General features: G+C 71.3%; 15 protein-coding genes. 10 read left to right on the top strand and 5 right to left on the bottom strand.

From position 1 onward, the window contains the following. Positions 1-191: 191 nt before the first annotated feature. Entirely contained in the window at positions 192-2,681 is a 2,490-nt protein-coding gene (gene pcrA / locus OG246_RS03645) for a DNA helicase PcrA (protein WP_266455718.1), read from the top strand. Positions 2,682-2,744: 63 nt separating this feature from the next. Here the strand turns inward: pcrA and OG246_RS03640 are convergent, their stop codons facing one another. Continuing rightward, a complete protein-coding gene (locus OG246_RS03640) occupies positions 2,745-4,385 on the bottom strand; it encodes a M23 family metallopeptidase (protein WP_266455715.1) in 1,641 nt (546 codons plus the stop codon). Between the two features lie 278 nt (positions 4,386-4,663). Continuing rightward, positions 4,664-5,536 carry an alpha/beta fold hydrolase gene (locus tag OG246_RS03635; RefSeq protein ID WP_266455712.1) on the bottom strand — a complete coding sequence of 291 codons (873 nt, stop codon included), beginning with the start codon at positions 5,534-5,536 and terminating at the stop codon, positions 4,664-4,666. A 699-nt stretch (positions 5,537-6,235) separates the two neighbouring features. Between OG246_RS03635 and OG246_RS03630 the strand changes: the two genes are divergently transcribed. Next, positions 6,236-6,652 carry a cobalamin B12-binding domain-containing protein gene (locus OG246_RS03630; RefSeq protein ID WP_266455710.1) on the top strand — a complete coding sequence of 139 codons (417 nt, stop codon included), beginning with the start codon at positions 6,236-6,238 and terminating at the stop codon, positions 6,650-6,652. 347 nt (positions 6,653-6,999) lie between these two features. Here OG246_RS03630 and OG246_RS03625 read toward each other — a convergent pair whose 3' ends face one another. Further along, positions 7,000-8,616, bottom strand: a complete 1,617-nt coding sequence (locus OG246_RS03625) for a DUF5691 domain-containing protein (RefSeq protein ID WP_266455707.1) — start codon at positions 8,614-8,616, stop codon at positions 7,000-7,002. Between the two features lie 31 nt (positions 8,617-8,647). Next, positions 8,648-10,021 carry an SWIM zinc finger family protein gene (locus OG246_RS03620; RefSeq protein ID WP_266455698.1) on the bottom strand — a complete coding sequence of 458 codons (1,374 nt, stop codon included), beginning with the start codon at positions 10,019-10,021 and terminating at the stop codon, positions 8,648-8,650. A gap of 144 nt (positions 10,022-10,165) precedes the next feature. Between OG246_RS03620 and OG246_RS03615 the strand changes: the two genes are divergently transcribed. The 7 genes from OG246_RS03615 (at position 10,166) to sucD (ending at position 19,955) form a co-directional block, all read left to right on the top strand. Then, positions 10,166-11,308: an AAA family ATPase gene (locus tag OG246_RS03615; RefSeq protein WP_266455695.1), complete on the top strand. Its 1,143-nt coding sequence runs from the start codon at positions 10,166-10,168 to the stop codon at positions 11,306-11,308. Further along, on the top strand, positions 11,305-13,743 hold the full coding sequence (locus OG246_RS03610) for a DUF5682 family protein (protein ID WP_266455692.1): 2,439 nt from the start codon (positions 11,305-11,307) through the stop codon (positions 13,741-13,743). Before OG246_RS03615 ends, OG246_RS03610 begins: the two co-directional genes overlap by 4 nt. Further along, the gene (locus OG246_RS03605; RefSeq protein ID WP_266455689.1) at positions 13,740-14,969 is read left to right on the top strand and encodes a VWA domain-containing protein; all 1,230 of its coding nucleotides are present in this window, start codon (positions 13,740-13,742) and stop codon (positions 14,967-14,969) included. Before OG246_RS03610 ends, OG246_RS03605 begins: the two co-directional genes overlap by 4 nt. 159 nt (positions 14,970-15,128) lie before the next feature. Beyond that, the gene (locus OG246_RS03600) at positions 15,129-16,112 is read left to right on the top strand and encodes a hypothetical protein (RefSeq protein WP_266455686.1); all 984 of its coding nucleotides are present in this window, start codon (positions 15,129-15,131) and stop codon (positions 16,110-16,112) included. Positions 16,113-16,270: 158 nt separating this feature from the next. After that, a complete protein-coding gene (locus OG246_RS03595; protein WP_266455683.1) occupies positions 16,271-17,401 on the top strand; it encodes a hypothetical protein in 1,131 nt (376 codons plus the stop codon). A 454-nt stretch (positions 17,402-17,855) separates the two neighbouring features. Then, entirely contained in the window at positions 17,856-19,049 is a 1,194-nt protein-coding gene (gene sucC / locus OG246_RS03590; protein ID WP_266455681.1) for an ADP-forming succinate--CoA ligase subunit beta, read from the top strand. 21 nt (positions 19,050-19,070) lie between these two features. Continuing rightward, positions 19,071-19,955, top strand: coding sequence for a succinate--CoA ligase subunit alpha (gene sucD / locus OG246_RS03585; protein ID WP_266455678.1), 885 nt, complete (start codon positions 19,071-19,073; stop codon positions 19,953-19,955). Between the two features lie 91 nt (positions 19,956-20,046). On the opposite strand, the gene OG246_RS03580 is transcribed toward sucD, so the two are convergent. Next, on the bottom strand, positions 20,047-21,207 hold the full coding sequence (locus tag OG246_RS03580) for a helix-turn-helix domain-containing protein (RefSeq protein ID WP_266463838.1): 1,161 nt from the start codon (positions 21,205-21,207) through the stop codon (positions 20,047-20,049). A 108-nt stretch (positions 21,208-21,315) separates the two neighbouring features. Between OG246_RS03580 and OG246_RS03575 the strand changes: the two genes are divergently transcribed. Further along, entirely contained in the window at positions 21,316-22,890 is a 1,575-nt protein-coding gene (locus tag OG246_RS03575) for a DUF6350 family protein (protein WP_266455675.1), read from the top strand. Positions 22,891-22,980: the final 90 nt, after the last annotated feature.

The raw sequence follows: 22,980 nt of genomic DNA, 5'->3' as shown, positions 1-22,980 counted from the left end.
CGACCGCGGTCGGCGACCGTGACGGAACCGTTTCTGGAGGGTACGGAACCGTTCTGGAGGGGGTACGAGGTCACCGGGCGCCCGGATCCGGAGGATCCCCGGCGTCCGAGAGCGGTTTCCCGGCGTTTCCTGCGACGGAGTTTTCGGGGTGGCGGCGGGGTGTCAGTGGGGCCGCCTAGACTCGGAGAGCGATGAGCAGCCTCTTTGATGACAGCTTCCTGGCGGACCTCAAGCCCTCCGGGGCCCACGAGGAAGAGCCCCCGCCGCCGCCCGAGGACGGGGCGGCCGAGCCGCTTCCGGACGACCTGTTCGGCGGCCGCTTCGACGTGCCGCCCAGCCGGGACGCGTACTACCGCGACGGCGCCCCGCGCCCCGCCGTGGACGCGGCCGCGCTCCTGGACGGGCTGAACGAGAACCAGCGGGCGGCCGTGGCGCACTCCGGCTCCCCCCTGCTCATCGTGGCCGGCGCGGGCTCCGGCAAGACCCGCGTGCTCACGCACCGCATCGCGTATCTGCTGGGCGAGCGCAATGTCCACCCCGGCCAGATCCTCGCGATCACTTTCACCAACAAGGCCGCGGGCGAGATGAAGGAGCGCGTCGAGCACCTCGTCGGCCCGCGCGCCAACGCGATGTGGGTGATGACCTTCCACAGCGCGTGCGTACGGATCCTGCGCCGCGAGAGCAAGAGGCTCGGCTTCACGTCCTCGTTCTCGATCTACGACGCCGCCGACTCCAAGCGGCTGATGGCGCTCGTCTGCCGTGATCTGGACCTCGACCCGAAGCGCTTCCCGCCCAAGTCGTTCAGCGCCAAGATCTCGAACCTGAAGAACGAGCTGATCGACGAGGAGGACTTCGCCGCCCAGGCCGCCGACGGCTTCGAGAAGACCCTCGCCCAGGCGTACGCGATGTATCAGTCGCGGCTGCGCGAGGCCAACGCACTCGACTTCGACGACCTGATCATGACGACGGTCAATCTGCTGCGCGCCTTCCCGGACGTCGCCGAGCACTACCACCGCCGCTTCCGGCACGTACTCGTCGACGAGTACCAGGACACCAACCACGCGCAGTACGCGTTGGTGCGGGAACTCGTCGGCACCTCCCAGCACCCCGTGGACGTCCCGCCCAGCGAGCAGGACCTCGGGCCCGCCGAGCTGTGTGTCGTGGGCGACGCCGACCAGTCCATCTACGCCTTCCGCGGCGCGACCATCCGCAACATCCTCCAGTTCGAGGAGGACTACCCGAACGCGACGACGATCCTCCTGGAGCAGAACTACCGCTCCACGCAGACGATCCTCAGCGCGGCCAACGCGGTCATCGAGCGCAACGAATCACGCCGCCCCAAGAACCTGTGGACGAACGCGGGCGCGGGTTCGAACATCACCGGCTACGTCGCCGACACCGAACACGACGAGGCACAGTTCGTCGCCGACGAAATAGACCGTCTCACCGACGCGGGCGACGCCAAGGCGGGCGATGTCGCCGTCTTCTACCGTACGAACGCCCAGTCCCGTGTCTTCGAAGAAGTCTTCATCCGCGTCGGCCTGCCCTACAAGGTCGTCGGCGGCGTCCGCTTCTACGAGCGCAAGGAGGTCCGGGACGTCCTGGCGTACCTGCGGGTGCTGTCCAACCCCGAGGACTCCGTTCCCATGCGCCGGATCCTCAACGTCCCCAAGCGCGGCATCGGCGACCGCGCCGAGGCGATGATCGACGCGCTCTCGCAGCGCGAGAAGATCAGCTTCCCGCAGGCGCTGCGGCGGGTGGACGAGGCGTACGGCATGGCGGCCCGCTCCACGAACGCGGTCAAGCGGTTCAACACGCTGATGGAGGACCTGCGGACGATCGTGGAATCGGGCGCGGGCCCGGCCACCGTCCTGGAGGCGGTACTCGAACGCACCGGCTACCTCGCGGAGTTGCAGGCCTCGACGGATCCGCAGGACGAGACCCGCATCGAGAACCTTCAGGAACTCGCCGCCGTGGCCCTGGAGTTCGAGCAGGAGACCGGTGAGACAGAGACCCCGGCCGGGCTCGCCCCCTTCCTCGAGCGGGTCGCGCTCGTCGCCGACTCCGACCAGATCCCCGACGAGGAGGACGGCAACGGCGTCATCACCCTCATGACCCTGCACACCGCCAAGGGCCTTGAGTTTCCTGTGGTGTTCCTGACCGGCATGGAGGACGGCGTCTTCCCGCACATGCGTGCGCTGGGCCAGGTCAAGGAACTGGAGGAGGAGCGGCGCCTCGCGTACGTCGGCATCACGCGCGCGCGGGAGCGGCTGTATCTGACGCGGTCGTCCATGCGCAGTGCGTGGGGGCAGCCCTCGTACAACCCGCCGTCCCGCTTCCTGGAGGAGATTCCGGACGCGCATCTGGAGTGGAAGCGCACGGGTGCGATGGGTCCCGCCTCGTCGAGCCCCGTGTCGGGGGTGGCGGCTTCGCTGTCTTCGTCGCTGTCGTCCTCGCGGTCGCGGTCCGCGGGCGCCTCCGGGTTCGCGACGCGCCGCGGTATCTCCGAGAAGCCGGTGGTGTCTCTGGCGGTCGGGGACCGGGTCACGCACGACCAGTTCGGCCTGGGCACCGTCGTAGGTGTGAACGGGACGGGCGCGAACGCCGAGGCGACGGTCGACTTCGGGGAGCCGAAGCCGAAGCGGCTGCTGCTGCGGTACGCGCCGGTGGAGAAACTGTAGGCAGGCAGGCGGCCAGTGGGGTGGGGCCCGGCGGTTACGTCGGGTCCAGGCGGGATCCGGTGGTTACGTCGGGTCCAGGCCGTGGCTGTTCAGCCATGCCAGCGGGTCGATCGCCGAGCCGCCGGCCGGGCGGACCTCGAAGTGCAGGTGCGGGCCGGTGGAGTTGCCGGAGTTGCCGGAGTTCGCGATCGGGTCACCGGCCTTCACGGTCGTGCCCGACGCGACCTGGTAGCTGGAGAGGTGGCAGTACCACGTCTCCGTGCCGTCCTTCGCGGTCACGATCATCATGTTGCCGTACGCGCTGTTCCACTGCGTCCGTACGGTTCCGTCGGTCGCGGACATCACCGTCGTGCCGTACGACACCGGGAAGTCGATGCCCGTGTGGATGGACATCCAGTTGACGCCCGCCTGGCCGAAGTAGGCGCTCAGCCCCTTCTGCGCGACCGGCAGCGCGAACTTCGGACGCAGCCGCTCCTTGGTCGCCGCCGCCTCGGCCGCCTTCTTCCGCTCGGCCTCCTGCTGGGCCTCCAGGTCGATACGTTCCTGCGTCCGGCTCGCCCGGTCCGCGAAGTCGTCGGCGCCCGCGGAGAGACTCTGCAGCTGGGTGTCCAGCTTGTTGTTCGCGGCGGACGGCTTCACCGCGGTCCCGTCGGATGCGCTGAGCGTCGTGTCCTTGGTCTCGTCCCCGCCGATGTCGACCACCGAGGCGGCGGCGATCCCCGCGACCCCCATCACGCAGGCCGAGGGAACGGCGACGGTCAGCAGTGCGGAACGCTTCGCGGGGGTGCGGCGACGGGAGCGGGAAGGGGGCCGAGCCGCGGACCGCGAGGCGGGGCGGGGGGCCGGGGTGACTTCTTCCATGTCGTCGAGCAGCAGCGGCGCCTCGTGCTCGTCGCCGGTGTCGCGCTCGTCGGCCGGGTTCTCGAACTCGTCCTCCGCGGCGGCGACTTGCTCGTACGGGACCTGCTCGAAGGTCGCGGTCGCCTGCTGGTCGAAGGTTGAGGTTGCCTGCTGGTCGAGGGGCTCGGGCGCGGGCTGATGCTCGTAGGACTCGGTCTGCGGGTGCTCGCGTTCTCGCTCGTACGCGGCTTCTCGCTCGTACGTGTCGTGGTCACCGGCGGTGTTCCACTGCGTGGCGTCGTAAGCGCCCGTTTCCTGGGTGTGCGCGCTCCACTGCTGGGCGTGGTCGACCGGCTGCTCCGGCTGGAGCCAGGCGGTCGCGTCCCACTGGCCCGAGGTGTCAGGGCCGGGGTGCTGCGCGGGGATGTCGGCGAGCTGCTGGTAACCGGCCGCCCACGTCGTCGTTTCGTAGCTGCCGGTGTCGTAGGCGGCCTGGTGCTGCGCCGCGTACGGGTCGTAGTTCAGCGTCTGGTGACTGCCGGTGTTCCACTGCGTGGCGTTGTACGAACCTGTCGTGTCGTACGAGCCGGTGGTGTCGTGCGAACCTGCGCCGTCGCCCGGCATGTCGCCGAAGAGAGGGTCTGTCGCGAAGCTCGTCGTTTCGAAGGCCGGCGTTGCGAAGTTCCCGGTCGCGTACGCGGCGTTGGCACCCGTCTCAAAACCCGTGGCGGGGTAGCCGTCGTACGTGGTGAAGTCGCCGTACTGAGCTTCCTGCCCGCCGTACGACGACGCGTAGGGCGTCGAGGCGGCATCGGAAGCCGGAGCCGGGGGAGTAGCAATCCCCGACGGGGGACGGTCGTTCACCAACTTCTCTTTCGCCTCGACAACAGGGGCTGGCAGAGCAGTGCGGTGACTGTACCCGGCGGTACGCGGGCACGACAATCTTCGGCAGGTTTCCCTCTCGCAGGAAACGGGCATTCGGCCGTGTTTCGGGGGACTGCGGGCACGGCTTTGGCCTGGCGTTCGATGAGTGTTCGAGTGTGGGGGGCTGTTCGGTGGCCTGTCTGGCCGGCCTCGGCTCGGTTTCGATCCGCTCTCGGCCCGCTCGCGGTTCGGTCATGGTTCGCTGTACGGGGTGACTGTCACGCCACTGTCAGGCCGCCTCCGGTGTGGGTGGCGGCGTGGGTTCCCGCTTCCTCGGTGTCGAGCGCCTGCCGTATGCCGGTGGCGACGGCGGGATGCACGGGCAGGGCGAGGTGCCCGACGCCGCTCACCCGCACGTTCTGCGCGAGCAGGTCCGGATGATCGACGCAGGCCGTCTCCAGCGGGTCCATCAACTGGTCGAGGTCGCTCCAGAAGCTCACGAAGCGCGTACGGCAGTCCGGCGCGGGCTTGCGCAGTTCCTCGATCACGTCGGAGTCCGGGCGCATCTGACGGACGATCGGGTGCGCGTTCATCAACGGGGCCACGCGGGTGCCCGAGTGCGGTGTGCCCAGCGTGACCAGGGTGCGCACGTGTATGTCACCGCCGAGGCGCTGCACGTAGTAGCGAGCGATCAGTCCGCCGAGGCTGTGCCCGACGATGTCCACGCGCTCCTGGCCCGTGCGCTCGCAGATCTCCTCTATGTGCCGGCCGAGCAGCTCCGCGGCGGTGCGGATGTCGCACGTCAGCGGCGAGTAGTTGAGCGACTCGATGTGCTGCCTGCCGTGCTGGGCGAGGTTGCGGCGCAGCAGGACGAAGACCGAGCGGTTGTCTATGAAGCCGTGCAGCAGGACGACCGGGGGCTTGGCCTCCGTGGGCAGCCGGGCGGCGTCCGGTGAGGGGAGCGTGGGGGTGGCCCGGCGTTCCTGGGCCATGCCCGACGGATAGAGCAGGAGGTGTCCGGCGAGGATCGCGATCTCCAGGGCCGTCGCCTTCAGGAGGACCATCGAGAGTCCGGCCAGTCTGCTGGGAAGCAGGCGCTGGCAGAGGGGGAGAAGGGGAAGAAAGGGCGACGCAGCCCTGGTGACCTTCATGGCCGACCTCCTGTCGGCACGCGGAGGACTGCTCTGTCCCCCGTGTGCACTCGTGGAGAGTCGCATATGCCGGTGGCGGCTCGGTCGAGGTCTGGTCGATGCCGGCTAGACGTCGGCTCGGCGGTCGCTCGGCCGGTGTCGGTGGTGGTCGCGACGGTGCGTCTGTGGCGCGTGGGGCGCCTGTGACGCGACGGGGGCCCGTTCCTTGGTGGTGACGTGGTTTCCGGCCGTCGCTGTCCCTGCGGCGGATGACCTCGCCGGTGTGCGGCGGGGCGTCGGTCCTCGTCTTCCTCGTACGGGTGGTGCTCCCCGCTGTCGTGCCATCGCCGATGTGCCCCACCACTGCGGTGTCTCGCCGACGACGCCGTGGTGCGGCCACCTGATAGCGGCTCTCCTTGCGCACGCTCCGGCTGTGGTCCATGCGCCGCGGGTCCATGCGGTGCGTGTGCCGCAGGAACCCGGAGCGGTGCGCGGCGAACTTGTCCCACCGTGTGATTTCCCCCTCGGTATCCACCGCGAAACTGCCGGTTGCGGGATGCTGGGGATAACGTTCGTTCACTTCCCCGGCCGGTGTGGTGCGGGGCGCCCGTGCCGCGGGTGTGCGGCTGGTGTCGCGTCTGGTGTGGCCAGTGGCGGAATGTGCGATATCTGTCGGTGTGTGTTGGTGCAGGTTGGTGTAATCGGTTCATGGAGGCAGTGATGGGTGTGGCAGCCGGTCCGATCCGCGTGGTGGTGGCCAAGCCGGGGCTCGACGGCCACGATCGCGGGGCCAAGGTGATCGCGCGGGCGCTGCGCGATGCCGGTATGGAGGTCATCTACACCGGGCTCCATCAGACTCCCGAGCAGATCGTCGACACCGCGATCCAGGAGGACGCCGACGCGATCGGCCTCTCGATCCTGTCCGGCGCCCACAACACGCTCTTCGCGGCCGTCATCGAGCTCCTCAAGGAGCGTGAAGCGGAGGACATCAAGGTCTTCGGCGGCGGCATCATTCCCGAGGCGGACATCGCTCCGCTCAAGGAGAAGGGGGTCGCGGAGATCTTTACGCCGGGGGCGACCACCGCGTCGATCGTGGAGTGGGTGCGGGCGAATGTTCGGCAGCCCGCCGGGGCGTAGGGCTGGCGGGGGCGCCTTGTGCGGGGTGGGTGGGTCGGGGGCGTGCCGGTACGTCCCGCCCGTCGCCGCCGGATCAGACGTCGGGCTGGTAGCGGGGCGTCCGGTGACGCGAACGTACGCGACGGGCATTTGGACGTACCGGCACGCCCCCTTCCGCCGGTGGGCATCATTCGGCCCGTCCGGCGTCTGGGAAAAGGCTGGGCCATCCCGTCCCCCACCCACCCACGGGGGCCGCGGTGTCAGCCCGTCCGGCGTTTGAGGACGAGCCCTTCGGGCGATCTGGGGGGTCTGGGGGCGGAGCCCCCAGGTTCGGGTTGGGTAGGGGCGGAGGGGGCGAGGAAGTGCTTTTACGTTGGTTGGGGTGGCGTGAGTTCTTTGGTCATGGTTGCGCGTAGGCGCAGGGTCGTGACCAGGCGCTGGAACGCTTCGGCCCAGTAGCTGCCGGCGCCTGGGGCGGCGTTCTCCGGCTCTTCGGGAATGCCGGTGAGCCCTTCGAGGCGGACCGCCTCCGCGGGGTCGAGGCAGCGCTCGGCCAGGCCCATGACCCCGCTGAAGCTCCACGGGTAACTCCCCGCGTCCCGCGCGATATTGAGCGCGTCGACCACCGCCCGCCCCAACGGCCCCGCCCAGGGCACCGCACACACCCCGAGCAACTGAAACGCCTCGGACAACCCGTGCGTGCCGATGAACCCCGCCACCCACTCGGCCCGCTCGGCGGAACCCAGCGTGGCGAGCAGTTTCGACCGCTCCGCCAGGGACACCGCCCCCGGTCCACCGGCCTCCGGGGCGGAGGGCGCCCCGAGGAGCGCCCTGGACCAGCCCGGATCCCGCTGCCGTACCGCGGCCCGGCACCACGCGGCATGCAGCTCGCTCTGCCAGTCGTCCGCCACGGGCAGGGCGACGATGTCCTCCGGCGTACGTCCGCCGAGCCGTCGCGGCCAGGTCGCGAGCGGTGTCGCGTCGACCAACTGGCCCAGCCACCACGACCGTTCGCCGCGCCCGGCGGGAGGCTTCGGCACCACGCCGTCCCGCTCCATGCCCGCGTCGCACTCGTGCGGCGCCTCGACCACGATCGTGGGCGCGCCCCGCGTACGGTCGACGGCCACGCAGGAACCCGCCCTCGCCGCCATCCGCCCGGCGAGCGCCGACTCCGGCAGCGCGGACAGCAACTCCGCCGCCGTCGCCCGTACGTTGCGGCTCCGGTCGGCGAGCGCCCGCTCCAGGAACGGTTCGTCCGCCGCGCACAGACCCGACCGCAGCGAGTCGAGGAACATCAGCCGGTCCTCGGCCCGTTCGGTGGTCCAGGTCGTGGCGAGCAGCTCGCGGGCGGCTGCGGGTTGGCGGGTCCGTATTGCGGTGAGCAGCGCTACCCGTTCGGCGAACAGGCCTTCCTGCCAGAGCCGTTGTACGCGCTCGGGCTCTGCGGGGTCCGGGAGCGCCGTACCGCCTCCCGGAGTGGAGCGCAGTGCGAAGCGCCAGTCCGGGTTCAGCCGTGCCAGCCACAGGGCGCGCGGCCCCGCGAAGGTCAGTGCGGCGGGTCGGAGATCGGTGCGGCCCCGGGCCGCGTCGAGGAGTGCTGGGAGTGCTTGCGGGGGAGGCGCGAAACCGTGCGCGTTGGCCAGGGTGAGCCACTGCGGCAGCAGTTCCATGAGGTCGGGCGCCGTGCCTCTGCGGCCGCCGCCACCGGTGCCGGGGCGGTCCGTCAGCAGCTGTGTGAGTCTTTGGGCCGCGGCGGGCGGCAGGGCCGGGCGCGGATCCGGTGCCGACGGTTCGGGTCGGGCCGCCGCCCGCGCCGGGCGCATGCCGGCTCGCCGCCGCAGTGTTTCCACCGCGGCGGCGTCCAGCAATGCCATGGGTGCTTCCTGTCCCGGGCCGCACCCGGGAGGTGTACGCCGATCCGTTCCGAGCAGTGCGACGGTGACGAGCTCCTCCCAGGAGCCTTCAGGAGCAGAGGTCGTGTTCATGAGTGTTGGCGTCCTTTCTGTACGGAGGTGGTCAGCACAGCGACACCGCTTCTCCTGGGCCCTCCGGCCAGGCCGTCAGCGGAGTGAAGCCGTGGTGGCCGCACTCGCCGAAGACGGTTACGGGGGCGCCGCCAGAGAGGGCGGCGAGGCGCCACAGGCCGGGGAGGGAGGGCGGAGAGAGGGCGATGGGGAGGGCCAAGTCGCCGTCGGCATCTGCCAGTTGCCAGCGTTGTGGTGTCGTGGTTGCTTCGCCGTCCGGGGTCGGTATGACCCGGTCGAGGGTGACGGGGTAGGAGTCGAGCCAGGGGTCGGCGCATAGTGCCTTGCCGTAGTGGGCCGCCGCCTGGGGGGTCGTGACTCCCGGTGGTCGTGTCGCCGTGGGGGTCGGTGGTGTGAACCGTTCGCCCAGTGCCGCTCGTAGCCCGCCGCCCGAGTGTGCGGAGAGTTCCGCCTCGAAGGACAGCCCGACGGGCAGGGCCAGTTCCGGTGCGCGGCCGGCGGCTCCGTAGGAGAGGAGCAGAGCCGTGCGGCCGGACTCCGATCCGTGCAGCCAGATCCTGCGCGTCGTGAGACGGCTGTCCGATGTGTCGTACTGGGCGAGGACCAGCCAGCTGTCGCGCACCGGTGGGCCGTCCGCCGATCCGTGCAGGCCGATCCGTGAACGTACCGTCGTGGCAAGGTCGTCCGGCAGTCGCTCGCGGCGCAGCCAGCCCTGGTCGAGGAGATGGAGCAGCGCGCACTCCTCCAGGAGCCGCACCGGCCAGCCGGGGCCCGATGACGGGATCGCCCCCAACTCCCTTACCCGCGCCGCCAGTCCAGGTGCCTGCGCGTCGACCATCCGGGCCGCCGTCTCCTCCCACATGCCGTACCCGGCCTGCTCGGCCCCGGCCAGGCCGCCCCGCAGCAGATCCGCCAACCGCTGCTCCAGCTCCGCCGCACCCGCCGTGACCCGCTCGGCCCGCCGCTCCGCCCTGCGCCGCGCCGCCTCCGGATCACTCGGCGAGGCCGTCCCAGATGCCCCGCCCGTCGTCGTCGCCTTCTCCTCCGCGCGCTGTCGTCTCCCCTCTGTCCACTGCTCCGCCCAGTCCGGCGCCTGCCCCCGCGGCACAGTGCCCTCCTCGCCCGCCCAGAGCAGCAGCAGCCCCAGCGCGTGCTTGCACGGGAACTTGCGGCTGGGGCAACTGCACTTGTACGCGGGCCCGGTGGAGTCCGCGACGTCGATGACCGTCTGATACGGCTTGCTGCCACTTCCCGCGCACAGTCCCCATACCGTCCCCTCGTCAGAACTGCCTGCCTCCGACCACGGCCCGGCCGCGCCGAGCTTGCTTCCCGCTTTGCGTGACGCTGCGTCAGGCGCCAGTGCCAGCACCTGATCCGCAGTCCAGCGCACCCCCTGCTGAGTCATGTCATCGAAGGTAGATCCCACCACTGACAATCGGCCTCGCGAGCGCGTTTGTGCAGGTCAGGTCGCATTGTCAGTGGCATGGTGCACGGTGGAACCAGTCCGAACCGGCCGATCGAACCGGCCGAGCTGGAGGGGGACCTAGCCATGTCTGTGTCCGTTGAGCCGACTGGGACCACGTCCGTCGATCCGTCCGTGAGTGACGGGGCGGGCGAGGTGTTGCGGCCGCACGCCGAGGACGACTTCGCCGCCGAACTCGCCGCGCTGGCCGCGCAGGACGACCGGCCCCGCCCGGCCCGCTGGCGGCTGTCGCCGTGGGCCGTGGCGATGTATCTGCAGGGCGGCACGCTGCCGGACGGCACGGTGATCACACCCAAGTACGTGGGACCGCGCCGCATCGTCGAGGTCGCCGTCACCACGCTCGCCACAGACCGCGCACTGCTGCTGCTCGGCGTGCCCGGCACCGCGAAGACCTGGGTCTCCGAGCATCTGGCGGCGGCGGTCAGCGGCGACTCCACACTGCTCGTGCAGGGCACCGCCGGCACGCCCGAGGAGGCGATCCGGTACGGCTGGAACTACGCGGAGCTGCTCGCGCACGGACCGAGCCGGAACGCCCTGGTGCCGAGCCCCGTCATGCGCGCCATGGCGGAAGGGATGACGGCACGTGTCGAGGAGCTGACCCGCATCCCCGCCGACGTGCAGGACACGCTCATCACCATCCTGTCGGAAAAGACGCTGCCGATACCGGAGTTGGGCTCGGAGGTGCAGGCCGTCCGCGGCTTCAACCTGATCGCCACGGCCAACGACCGCGACCGCGGGGTCAACGAACTGTCGAGCGCGCTGCGCCGACGCTTCAACACGGTGGTGCTGCCGCTGCCGGAGAGCGCCGACGCCGAGGTCGACATCGTCTCCCGCCGCGTCGACCAGCTCGGCCGCTCCCTCGACCTGCCCGCCGCACCCGACGGCATCGACGAGATCCGCCGCGTCGTCACCGTCTTCCGCGAGCTGCGCGACGGAGTCACGGCCGACGGGCGTACGAAGCTGAAGTCGCCCAGCGGCACGCTGTCCACCGCCGAGGCGATCTCCGTCGTCACCAACGGGCTCGCGCTGGCAGCCCACTTCGGGGACGGCGTCCTGCGGGCCAGTGACGTCGCCGCCGGCATCCTCGGCGCCGTCGTCCGCGACCCGGCAGCCGACCGCGTCATCTGGCAGGAGTACCTGGAGGCGGTCGTCCGCGAGCGCGACGGCTGGAAGGACTTCTACCGGGCCTGCCGGGAGGTGAGCGTATGACCGGACTCCAGCAGGAGGCGGCGGAGGAGCGTGTCTCCGGCGTACGGGAGGGCGGGCCGCTGCTGCTCGGCGTGCGGCATCACGGTCCGGGGTCGGCACGGGCCGTGCGGGCCGCGCTGGAGGCGGCCGCTCCCCGGGTCGTGCTGATCGAGGGGCCCCCGGAGGCGGACGCGCTCATCCCGTTGGCCGCAGAGGAAGGCATGCGTCCGCCCGTCGCCTTGCTCGCCCACGTCGTGGACGAGCCCGGCCGCTCGGCCTTCTGGCCGCTTGCCGAGTTCTCCCCGGAGTGGGTGGCCATCCGGTGGGCCCTGGACCAGGGAGTCCCGGCCCGGTTCATCGACCTTCCGGCGACCCACACGCTGGTTTGGGGGAAGGACGAATCCGCTTCGGAGGAATCGGAGGAGTCGGAGGGCGAGGAGGGTTCGTCTGCTGACGAGGCCGTCCGTATCGACCCGCTTGCCGTGCTGGCCGAGACCGCCGGTTACGACGATCCCGAGCGGTGGTGGGAGGACGTGGTCGAGCACCGGGGCGGGGCGGCGGGAGGCGATCCGTTCGCGCCGTTCGCCGTACTCGGGGAGGCGATGGGGGCGCTGCGGGAGGCGTACGGGGTCGGGGGCCACGAGCGGGACCTCGTGCGTGAGGCGTACATGCGGCTCCAGGTGCGGGCGGCGCAGCGGGAGTTCGGGGACGACGTGGCGGTGGTGTGCGGGGCCTGGCACGTCCCCGCCCTGCGGCAGAAGACCACGGCCGGCGCGGACCGGGCGCTGCTCAAGGGGCTGCCCAAGGCCAAGGCCGACATGACATGGGTGCCGTGGACGCACCGCAGGCTGTCCCGGGTCAGCGGGTACGGGGCGGGCATCGACTCGCCGGGTTGGTACGGGCATCTGTTCGGCGCCCCCGACCGCCCGGTCGAGCGCTGGATGACGAAGGTCGCCCGGCTGCTGCGCGACGAGGACCGGATGGTCTCCTCCGCGCACGTCATCGAGGCGGTGCGGCTCGCCGACACACTCGCCGCGATGCGCGGCCGCCCGCTGCCGGGACTGACCGAGACCACCGATGCCGTACGAGCCGTGATGTGCGAGGGCTCCGACGTGCCGCTCGCGCTCGTGCGGGACCGGCTCGTGGTCGGAGATGTGATGGGCGAGGTGCCGGAGTCCGCGCCCGCAGTGCCCCTGCAGCGCGACCTGGCGCGGCTGCAGCGGCGGCTTCGGCTCAAACCAGAGGCGCTGGAGCGGGAGTTGGAACTCGACTTGCGCAAGGAGACCGACGCCGGGCGCAGCAGACTCCTGCACCGGCTGCGGCTGTTGGGCATCGGCTGGGGCGAGCCTGTCGCGTCGCGCGGCAGCACCGGCACCTTCCGCGAGACCTGGCGGCTGCGCTGGGAGCCGGAGCTGTCCGTGCGGGTCGCCGAGGCCGGGGTGTGGGGCACCACCGTGCTCGCCGCCGCGACCGCCAAGGCCGACGCGGACGCCATCGGCGCGGGCTCACTGGCCGATGTCACGGCGCTCGCCGAGCGGTGTCTCCTCGCCGAACTCCCGGACGCGCTGCCCGTGGTCATGCGGGTCCTCGCCGACCGGGCGGCCCTCGACGCCGACGTCGGCCATCTCGCCCAGGCCCTGCCCGCACTGGTCCGCTCCCTGCGGTACGGCGACGTACGCGGCACGGACACACACGCCCTCAGCGATGTCGCGGTGGGCCTCGCCGAGCGGATCTTCGTCGGGCTCCCACCGGCCTGCGCTGCTCTCGACACCGAGGCCGCGGAGGAGATGCGGCGTCATGTGGACGCGGTGCAGGGCGCGGTGGGCCTGCTGGGGGAGACGGGCGGCACCGGGTCCGGCGGCGGCATACGCGGCCGCTGGCACTCCGTGCTCCGAGTGCTGGCCGGGCGCGACACCGTGCCGGGGGTGATCCGCGGACGGGCCGTACGACTGCTGCTCGACGAGGGCGAGTTGGCGCAGGACGAGGCCGCCCGGCTCATGGGGCTCGTGCTGTCGCCGGGGACGGCGCCGGGGGACGCCGCCGCGTGGATCGAGGGGTTCGTCGGGGGCGGCTCCGGCGGCGGGATGCTGCTCATGCACGACGAGCGGCTTCTCGGGCTGGTGGACGCGTGGCTGACCGGGGTTCCGGCGGAGGCGTTCACCGATGTACTGCCGCTGCTGCGACGGACGTTCTCGGCTTACGAGGCCGGAGTGCGCCGGACGCTCGGCGAGCTGATCAGGCGCGGCCCGGGGGCACGGGGGAGTGCCACGGCAGCGGCCTCCGGGATACCCGGGTTCGCCCCCGACCTCGACGCCGAGCGCGCGGACGCCGTACTGCCGGTGCTGCGTCTGCTGCTCGGGCTGGACGAACCCGACGGCGGCGATGGCGAGGCCGGCGATGGCCAAGCCGACGACCGGGTGAGCGACGACAACGACCTTGTGGAGGTGGCCCGATGACCGCACCTGTGGACGCGACCGACGTAGTCACCGAAGCCGGCGCGACGGGTGTGACCGCCGCGTCCGGCGTGACCGGCGCTACGGACGAGCGGTTGCGGCGCTGGCGGCTCGTGCTCGGGGGCGACGAGGCGGACGGCACCGGGTGCGCACTCTCCGGGCAGGACGCCGCGATGGACGGTGCGCTCGGTGCGTTGTACGGGAACGGGAAGGGGGGCAAGGGGCAGGCGGGGCGGGACCGTTCGGCCGGGCTCGGGGCGTCCGCGCCGTCCGTCGCGCGCTGGCTCGGGGACATCCGGACGTACTTCCCGTCGTCCGTCGTCCAGGTCATGCAGCGGGACGCCATCGACAGGCTCGGGCTGGCCGCCCTTCTGCTGGAGCCCGAGATGCTGGAGGCGGTGGAGGCCGACGTGCATCTGGTGGGCACCCTCCTCTCCCTCAACAAGGCCATGCCGGAGACGACCAAGGAGACCGCGCGGGCCGTCGTACGCAAGGTCGTCGAGGACCTGGAGAAGCGGCTCGCCACCCGCACCCGGGCCACGCTCACCGGTGCCCTCGACCGCAGCGCCCGGATCAGCAGACCCCGCCACCACGACATCGACTGGAACCGCACCATCGCGGCGAACCTGAAGCACTACGTGCCCGAGTACCGCACGATCGTGCCCGAGCGGCTGATCGGCTACGGGCGTGCGTCGCAGTCCGTGAAGAAGGAGGTCATCCTCTGCATCGACCAGTCGGGATCGATGGCGGCATCTGTCGTCTACGCCTCCGTGTTCGGCGCGGTCCTCGCCTCCATGCGGTCCATCGCCACCCGGCTCGTCGTCTTCGACACGGCCGTCGTCGACCTCACCGACCAGCTCGACGACCCGGTCGACGTCCTCTTCGGCACCCAGCTCGGCGGCGGTACGGACATCAACAGGGCGCTCGCGTACTGCCAGTCGCAGATCACCCGGCCCGCCGACACGGTCGTCGTGCTCATCAGCGACCTCTACGAAGGGGGGATACGGAACGAGATGCTGAAGCGGGTCGCGGCGATGAAGGCGTCGGGGGTGCAGTTCGTGACACTGCTCGCGCTGTCCGACGAGGGGGCACCGGCGTACGACCGTGAGCACGCGGCGGCTCTCGCGGCGTTGGACGCACCGGCGTTCGCGTGCACGCCCGATCTGTTTCCCGAGGTGATGGCCGCGGCGATCGAGAAGCGGCCGTTGCCGGTGCCGGACACCAGGTGAGGAGACCAGACACCAGGTGAGGAGACCGGACACCCAGTGAGGAGAGCTGAAATTCGGACATGAACGAGCATTGCCTGGAGGGGGCTTGCGCGGCCTCGGGAGTCGCGTGCGAGGATCGACGCGCCTTCACACCCTTCACACGGGAAGCACCCCCTTCTCATGGCCTTGTCAGTCGCACTGCCCGGTGCCGCTCTGCGCGTGATGCGCACGGCGGTCGGACGGCGTGCGCTGCAAGTGGTGCTGCTGGCGGGCGGGTTGTTCGCGCTCGGGCTCCTCTTCGGGGAGCAGGCGCACGCGGCGGACGGGCTGGCGCCGACGACACCGGTGCCGGTCGTTCAGTCGGTTACGGGTGCGGTGACGCGCCCAGTTATCGGTGCGGTGACGCGTTCGGTGGAGCAGTCGCTGGAAAAGCCGGTGGCACATGTTGTGAAGTCGGCGGGCAGTTCGGTCCTTGGGGTCGGGTCGGTTCCGTCGAGCGCCGTCACGAATGTCACGCACGTCACTGACAGCGTCCAGACGCAGGTCACTGAACCCGTTCTGGCGCCCGTCACGGACACCGTCCGGCACGTCGTGCAGCCGGTCGGTGAGCTCGTCGTCCAACCCGTCGTCGACGATGTCGTACTGCCGATCGGTGACTTGGTGGAGACGGTTACCGGCGGGCTGACCGGAACTCCGGCGGAGATATTGCCGGCCCTGCCCGAGCTTCCCTCCCTGCCTGGCCTGCCGGTGCTTCCGGGTGTGGGCGGCCAGGTTCCGCCCGCCGCCGGTTCCGCGCCGCAGCAGTCAGTCGGCGGTGGGGTGGACGAGGGAGTTGCGGGGCAGCAGACGGTCCTCGGGGTCACGTCGGCCTACGGGCCCGCCCGTACAGCCACGCAGGCCGAAGGCGCTGACGCGTACAGGGGCCACCAAGGCGTACGTCCCGTGCAAGCGCCCGCACCCGCGCACCAGGCACCCCCCGGCAACCCGACCGGCGCGCTGGGCAACCAGTCGGCGGTCGACAACGGCGGGCCGCGGCACGGCGATGCGCATGCCGTCACTCCTCACCACCGGGTGCCGCTTCGGCTCGTACCCGGCGCGTCCGCGGTTGTGTCCGCGGCCGAGACCCGGGACAGGTTCCGGGACATTCCCGTTTTCCCCGGCTAGACAGCCCTCGCTCGCGCTCGCCTTTGCGAGCGGTGCAGGTCTGCCCGCTGTCCGGACCTCCTCCGATCACCGGATGGAAGCCGCCGGAAGCCACCGGAAGCCCCGGAAACCCCCGGAATGTCTCCAAGTCTCGGAATCCCGAAGGATCTGACGTACGCATGAACAAGAACATCCGCCGTTCCATCGTCATAGCCGCCGGCGTCACCGGCGCGTGGGCGCTCGGCTCCGCCGTCGCCAGCGCGGACGAGCTGCCCTCGCCGTCCGTCTCCCTGCCTGACACGACCCTCGACGTCACGGACACCGTCGGCTCGGTCACCGACACCGTCGACGACGTCGCCGGGAATGTCACCAGCGACGTCCAGAGCACCACCGCCTCGGGCGCCACCGGCACCAAGGCCGCACAGGCCAAGGCCTCCGCCGTCACCACCGCCGCGGAGCACACCACGACCGCCGCAGCCGCCACCACCGCTACCGCCGTCAGCGCCCCGCAGGACGAGATCGACTACCTCTTCGGCCCGCTCGCCGCCTTCGCGGACCCGGTCGTGGACGAGACCACCAGCGCCGTCGTCCCGCCGGTCGCCGCCACCGCCGTCCGGGGCGTCACGCCGGTCGTGGATCACGTGGTGGGGAACGTGACGCTGCTGGCGTACGGCGCCGTCGCCGACGTACAGCCGCTCGCCGGAGGTCTCGTCGGCCAGGTCGCCGACGACACCGCCTCCGTCCTGCCGCCCGTCGCAGTGACCGCCGTGCACGGCGTCGTCCCGGTCGCCGGGCAGGCAGTCGGGGACGCGGGCGCGCTGGCGTACGGCGTCGTGGGCGACGTCCAGCCCTTCGCGGGCGGTGTCGTGGGCGGGGTCCCGCCGCTCGCGTACGGCGTGGTCGGCCAGGTCGGACCCTTCGCGCAGGGCGTCGTCACCGACGACGTGCAGCCCTTCGCCGGGGGTGTCGTCGGCGCGGTGCGGCCTGTCGTGCGGACGGTCGTCGAGACGGTGCGGCCGGTCGTCGAGACCGTGCACGGCGTCGAAGGCAGCGCCACCGCCTTCGCGTACGGCGTCACGGGTGACGTGCGGCCGCTGGCCGACGGTGTGGTCGGTGAGGTCGACCCGTTCGCGGGCGGTGTCGTCGGCCAGGCCGGCTCCTTCGCGCAGGACCTGACCGGAACGGTCCAGGAGACCGGCGGCCCCCTCGCGGGCAACGCCGTAACCGGCGTCCAGGGCGTGGCCGACTCGATCACGCCGGGCTACGCGCAGAACGCCGAGTACGCCCAGTACGGGACGTACGGCATCTGACCCCGGCCCCCCATGCCGTACTACGGCGGCCGGCGAAGCCGTAGTACGGCATCCGACCGACTCCGCGGGGGCGATGGTCCCGGACGGCCGAATGCCGTCGGTCCGTCCGACCGGAACCTCGCGGAAGGGCCGGGTGGTCCCCATTGGGGTGGAGACCACCCGCCCTGGGCCCCTTCGGGGCTGTTAGAGGGGCCTCGCCAGGCAAACCCCAGCCTGGCGAGGCCCCTGCCCGGCCCTCGCGTCCCTCTCCTGGCCGGATCTGTGACAGGTATCACCGCTCAGGTGTGACCTGCGATTTAGGGACCCGCGTCCGGCGGCGATAACCTGCGAGACGGACATGCCGCGCGCTCGGACACCGTGTGCGCCACCCTTGTGACAGCGGACGTCACGTTGCCCTTCGCGGCACGCCCACGCAGACAACGAACCGCGAGATCACTGATAGGGACGGACGCGCGTGGACCTGTTCGAGTACCAGGCGAGGGACCTCTTCGCCAAGCACGGTGTACCGGTGCTGGCCGGTGAAGTCATTGACACGCCTGAGGCAGCCCGCGAGGCGACCGAGCGTCTTGGCGGCAAGTCCGTCATCAAGGCGCAGGTGAAGGTCGGTGGCCGAGGCAAGGCCGGCGGCGTCAAGCTCGCCGCCACCCCGGACGAGGCCGTCGCTCGCGCGACGGACATCCTCGGCATGGACATCAAGGGCCACACGGTCCACAAGGTGATGATCGCCGAGACCGCGCCCGAGATCGTCGAGGAGTACTACGTCTCGTACCTCCTCGACCGCACCAACCGCACCTTCCTCGCCATGGCGTCCGTGCAGGGCGGCGTGGAGATCGAGGTCGTCGCGGAGGAGAACCCGGAGGCCCTCGCGAAGGTCCCGGTCGACGCCAATGAAGGCGTGAGCATCGAGAAGGCCCGCGAGATCGTCGCGCAGGCGAAGTTCCCGGCCGAGGTCGCGGAGCAGGTCGCCGAGATCCTCGTGACCCTGTGGGACACCTTCATCAAGGAGGACGCCCTCCTCGTCGAGGTCAACCCCCTCGCGAAGGTCGCCTCCGGCAAGGTCATCGCCCTCGACGGCAAGGTGTCCCTGGACGAGAACGCGGAGTTCCGCCAGCCGGACCACGCCGCGCTCGAGGACAAGGACTCGGCCAACCCGCTCGAGGCCGCCGCCAAGGAGAAGAACCTCAACTACGTCAAGCTCGACGGTGAGGTCGGCATCATCGGCAACGGCGCGGGTCTCGTCATGAGCACCCTCGACGTCGTCGCGTACGCCGGTGAGGCGTATACATCGGTGAATGGCGGCGGCGTGAAGCCGGCCAACTTCCTCGACATCGGCGGCGGCGCCTCCGCCGCGGTCATGGCGAACGGCCTGGAGATCATCCTCGGCGACCCGGACGTCAAGTCCGTCTTCGTCAACGTCTTCGGTGGCATCACCGCCTGTGACGAGGTCGCCAACGGCATCGTCCAGGCCCTCCAGCTGCTCAAGGACAAGGGCGAGGAAGTCACCAAGCCCCTGGTCGTGCGCCTCGACGGCAACAACGCCGAACTGGGTCGCAAGATCCTGTCGGACGCCAACCACCCGCTCGTGCAGCGCGTGGACACCATGGACGGCGCGGCCGACAAGGCCGCCGAGCTCGCGGCTGCGAAGTAAGGGACGAGGGAAACAACCGCCATGGCTATCTTCCTCAACAAGGACAGCAAGGTCATCGTCCAGGGCATGACCGGTGCCACGGGCATGAAGCACACCAAGCTCATGCTGGCCGACGGATCGAACATCGTCGGCGGCGTCAACCCGCGCAAGGCGGGCACGTCGGTCGACTTCGACGGCACCGAGATCCCGGTCTTCGGCACGGTCGCCGAGGCGATCGAGAAGACGGGCGCCAACGTGTCCGTCCTCTTCGTGCCGCCGGCCTTCGCCAAGGCCGCCGTGGTCGAGGCCATCGACGCCGAGATCCCCCTCGCGGTCGTCATCACCGAGGGCATCGCCGTCCACGACTCCGCCGCCTTCTGGGCGTACGCGAAGTCGAAGGGCAACAAGACCCGCATCATCGGCCCGAACTGCCCCGGTCTCATCACCCCGGGCCAGTCGAACGCCGGCATCATCCCGGGCGACATCACGAAGCCGGGCCGCATCGGCCTGGTCTCGAAGTCCGGCACGCTGACGTACCAGATGATGTACGAGCTCCGTGACATCGGCTTCTCGTCGGCCGTGGGCATCGGTGGCGACCCCGTCATCGGCACCACGCACATCGACGCGCTGGCCGCCTTCGAGGCCGACCCCGACACCGACCTGATCGTGATGATCGGTGAGATCGGTGGCGACGCCGAGGAGCGCGCCGCGGACTTCATCGCGAAGAACGTGACGAAGCCGGTCGTCGGCTACGTCGCCGGCTTCACCGCGCCCGAGGGCAAGACCATGGGCCACGCCGGCGCCATCGTCTCTGGCTCCTCCGGCACGGCCGCCGCGAAGAAGGAGGCCCTCGAGGCCGCCGGCGTCAAGGTCGGCAAGACGCCGACCGAGACGGCGCAGCTGGCCCGCGAGATCCTCAACGGCTGACGTTTCCTGGTCGAACGCACGGACGGGCCCGCACCCCCTCACCGGGGTGCGGGCCCGTCCGCGTACTCAGCGGGCATCCGGTAACTCGTACTCAGCGGGCCTCCGGTACCAGCCTCTCCGGGCCGCTCACCGTCTGGGACTTGAGGAAGGCGTGCAGTTCCAGCTGCTCGTCGGAGAGCGGGCCCGAGGCGGCACGGGGCGGCACACCGCGGATCGTCGCGCCGGGGGCCATGGGGGGCTCGTAGTGGTCCGGAGCCGTGCGCAGGGTCAGCGAGGTGGCGCCGATGAGCAGGACCGTGAACGCGATGGCGGCGCGGGTCCAGGTGCGGGCGCGGTGTTCGCTGCCGTAGCGGACGGAGCGGGGTTTCGCCGCGCGCAGCCGCTCCGTGGCGGCGAGCACGGTGAGACGCCGGTGCAGTTCCTCGGGAGCGGCCAGTTCCGGCAGGCGCTCGGCGACCGCCTCACGCGCGTGCAGCAGCCGGTTGGCCGCCGCGGGCGTGCTCGCCTCCGTCTCGGCCGCGGTCTCCGGCAGATCGAGCCCGACCCCGTCGTACAGCAGCAGCGTGCGCCGGTACATCGGCGGCAGCTTCAGGAATACGTCGAGCAGCGCGCGGTCCGCCGCATCGGCGGGCGGCGCCTCGGGGTGCCGGTGTCGGGGGCGGAGCCGGTGCCAGGGTGAGAGCGCGTACTCGTACGCCGTCGCCCGCACCCACCCGGCCGGATCCCGGTCCACGGCCACCTCGGGCCAGCGGTGCCAGGCCAGTTGGAACGCCCGCTCCACGGACTCGCGCGCCAGTTCGCGCCGCCCGGTGAGCAGATACGTCTGCCGGACGAGGGCGGGGGTGCAGAACGCGTAGAGAGCGTCGAAGGCCTGAGGTGGCGTCAGGGCGGGGGGTGGGGGTGCGGGTTCCTCGTCGGAATCCGCCTCTGCTTCCGCTTCGGCCTCGACGCTGGGATCCGCCTCGGCTTCGGCGTACGGCTCCTGACGGGCGGTCACCTCGGCCTCGGCCTCGACGCCGGTCCGGCCTTCGGTTTCGGCGCTCGTCGTCGCCGGATCCTGCGCGGTCAGCAGCTCGACGTACGCTTCCAGTTTGCTCCCGCGTGGCGTCGTACGGCCGGTCTCCCATGAGCGCACCGTCTCGCGGGTGACGCCCATCTTGTCGGCAACGTCGGCCTGGCTCAGCGACTTGGCCTCGCGCAGGCGGCGGCGCTCCTCGGGAGAGGGCAGCGGGGGCGCAGGGCTCTGTGTCAGCTCGGACTCCACAGCGCGCCCCTTCGTACGAAAAAGTACATAGCTGCATATTGAGCGACACATCGGGGGTTCGCCTGTTACGACGAGAAAGCGCGTGTCGTTGGGAGCATGACGTGCGTGACCCAAATGACCGACCGCAGGCTGTCGTTGTCGCCCCTGCTCACCCGGATGCGCGACCGATCCCCCGGACTGGCCGCCAGCCTCCTGGGTGGCGCCCTCGCGGCGGGGCTCGGACTCGGCTCGTTCGCCGTCCTCGTCATGGTGCTGTGGATCAGCTCCCCCTACCCCGACAGCGGACCGGGCGGCGCCCTGCACGTGGCCGCGGCCCTCTGGCTACTGGCCCACGGCGTCGAACTCGTCCGCACCGACACCCTCTCCGGAGTGCCCATGCCGGTGGGTGTCACACCGCTGCTTCTCGTCGTGCTGCCGGTGTGGCTGCTGCACCGGGCGGGGCGCGACGCCGCCGACGCCGAGTCGGAAGCCGCGCCGCGGACGGCGTGGGCCGGGGTCGTCGCCGGCTATCTGTCCGTCGGCGGCGCCGCCGCGCTGTACGCCTCGGGCGGGGAGCTGCGGCCCTCCTGGGTGTGGACCGCCGTATGCCTGCCGCTGCTTGCCGCGGGGGCGGCGGGGGCGGGGGTGTGGACGGCGTACGGGCGTCCGCGTGGGCCCATGCCCCCGTGGGGGCACCGGGGGCTCGCTGCCCTGCCTTCGGGTGTACGTCGTCACGTGGACGCCTATGCGCTCGAGCCGGACGCCCGTCGGTTCCTCGCGAGCGCGGCGCGGGCCGCCGGGGCCGGGGCGGCGGTGCTGGTCGGGGGAGGGGCGTTGCTCGTGGCCGTGTCGCTGGTGTGGCACGGGGGTGCGGCGCGCGGTTCGTTCCTTCAGCTCACCGAGGTGTGGTCGGGGCGCTTCGCCGTACTGCTGCTGTGCCTGGCGCTCGTGCCGAACGCCGCGGTGTGGGGGGCGGCGTACGGGCTCGGGCCCGGGGTCGTCCTGGGGGCGGGGCAGGTGGCGGGGCCGTTGTCCTCGGCTGCGCCGGGGTCGCTGCTGCCGGCCTTTCCGCTGTTGGCCGCGGTGCCGGGGGCGGGGGCGCCGTTGAGCTGGGTGGGTGGGGTTGTGCCGGTGGCTGCGGGGGTGACGGTGGCGTGGTTCGTGGTGGCTTCGGCTGTGCCGGGGGGTGGGGTGGTGTGGTCCCGGGGGCGGGCCGTTTGCTGTGTGCTGCTTGCGGCCGGGTTGTGCGGGGTGGTGCTCGCGGTGCTGGCCGGGGTGGCCGGTGGAGCGCTCGGGGTTGGGGGGCTGGCTCATTTCGGGCCGGTGTGGTGGCAGGTGGGGGTGGCTGCGGGGTTGTGGACGGTGGGGGTGGGGGTTCCTGTGGTGGTGGGGGTGCGGGGGTGGCGGGTTCGCGAGCGTCGGGCTTGGAGGGTGGGGGTGTTGTTGCCTTCGTGGCTCTCGCGGGCCGAGGGGGACCGGTCGTCTCCGGTTGAGGCCCCGGAGGGGTCCCCGTCCGATGTCCAGCAGGTGGCGGCTGACCCTAGCCTCGACCTGTACGACTTCCTGCCCTCCGACTCCACGGGGTCTGCGTGGCACGAGGACGTGCCTCGCGAGGCCCGCTGGGCGGCGCTGAAGGAGGCGTCTGCTCCTGGGGAGCCGCTGGAGCCGCCGGAGCCGCCGGAGTCGGGTTGAGGTGTGGGGGCTGGGGGTGGTTTTTTCGCCCCCTCCGCCCCTACCCGTCCCTTGTTTCTGGGGGCTCCGCCCCCAGACCCCCGTGTCGCG

It is taken from the genome of Streptomyces sp. NBC_00620 (assembly GCF_026341825.1).
Taxonomy (GTDB): Bacteria; Actinomycetota; Actinomycetes; order Streptomycetales; family Streptomycetaceae; genus Streptomyces.
This window is presented reverse-complemented; position numbering and strand designations above follow the sequence as displayed.

Coding starts and splice junctions, on each gene's coding strand:
- OG246_RS03625 (WP_266455707.1), bottom strand. CDS start 8,616: ATGAACACGACCTCTGCTCCTGAAGGCTCCTGGGAGGAGCTCGTCACC.
- OG246_RS03605 (WP_266455689.1), top strand. CDS start 13,740: ATGACCGCACCTGTGGACGCGACCGACGTAGTCACCGAAGCCGGCGCG.
- OG246_RS03610 (WP_266455692.1), top strand. CDS start 11,305: ATGACCGGACTCCAGCAGGAGGCGGCGGAGGAGCGTGTCTCCGGCGTA.
- OG246_RS03575 (WP_266455675.1), top strand. CDS start 21,316: ATGACGTGCGTGACCCAAATGACCGACCGCAGGCTGTCGTTGTCGCCC.
- OG246_RS03615 (WP_266455695.1), top strand. CDS start 10,166: ATGTCTGTGTCCGTTGAGCCGACTGGGACCACGTCCGTCGATCCGTCC.
- OG246_RS03595 (WP_266455683.1), top strand. CDS start 16,271: ATGAACAAGAACATCCGCCGTTCCATCGTCATAGCCGCCGGCGTCACC.
- OG246_RS03620 (WP_266455698.1), bottom strand. CDS start 10,021: ATGACTCAGCAGGGGGTGCGCTGGACTGCGGATCAGGTGCTGGCACTG.
- OG246_RS03600 (WP_266455686.1), top strand. CDS start 15,129: ATGGCCTTGTCAGTCGCACTGCCCGGTGCCGCTCTGCGCGTGATGCGC.
- sucD (WP_266455678.1), top strand. CDS start 19,071: ATGGCTATCTTCCTCAACAAGGACAGCAAGGTCATCGTCCAGGGCATG.
- OG246_RS03635 (WP_266455712.1), bottom strand. CDS start 5,536: ATGAAGGTCACCAGGGCTGCGTCGCCCTTTCTTCCCCTTCTCCCCCTC.
- pcrA (WP_266455718.1), top strand. CDS start 192: ATGAGCAGCCTCTTTGATGACAGCTTCCTGGCGGACCTCAAGCCCTCC.
- OG246_RS03630 (WP_266455710.1), top strand. CDS start 6,236: ATGGGTGTGGCAGCCGGTCCGATCCGCGTGGTGGTGGCCAAGCCGGGG.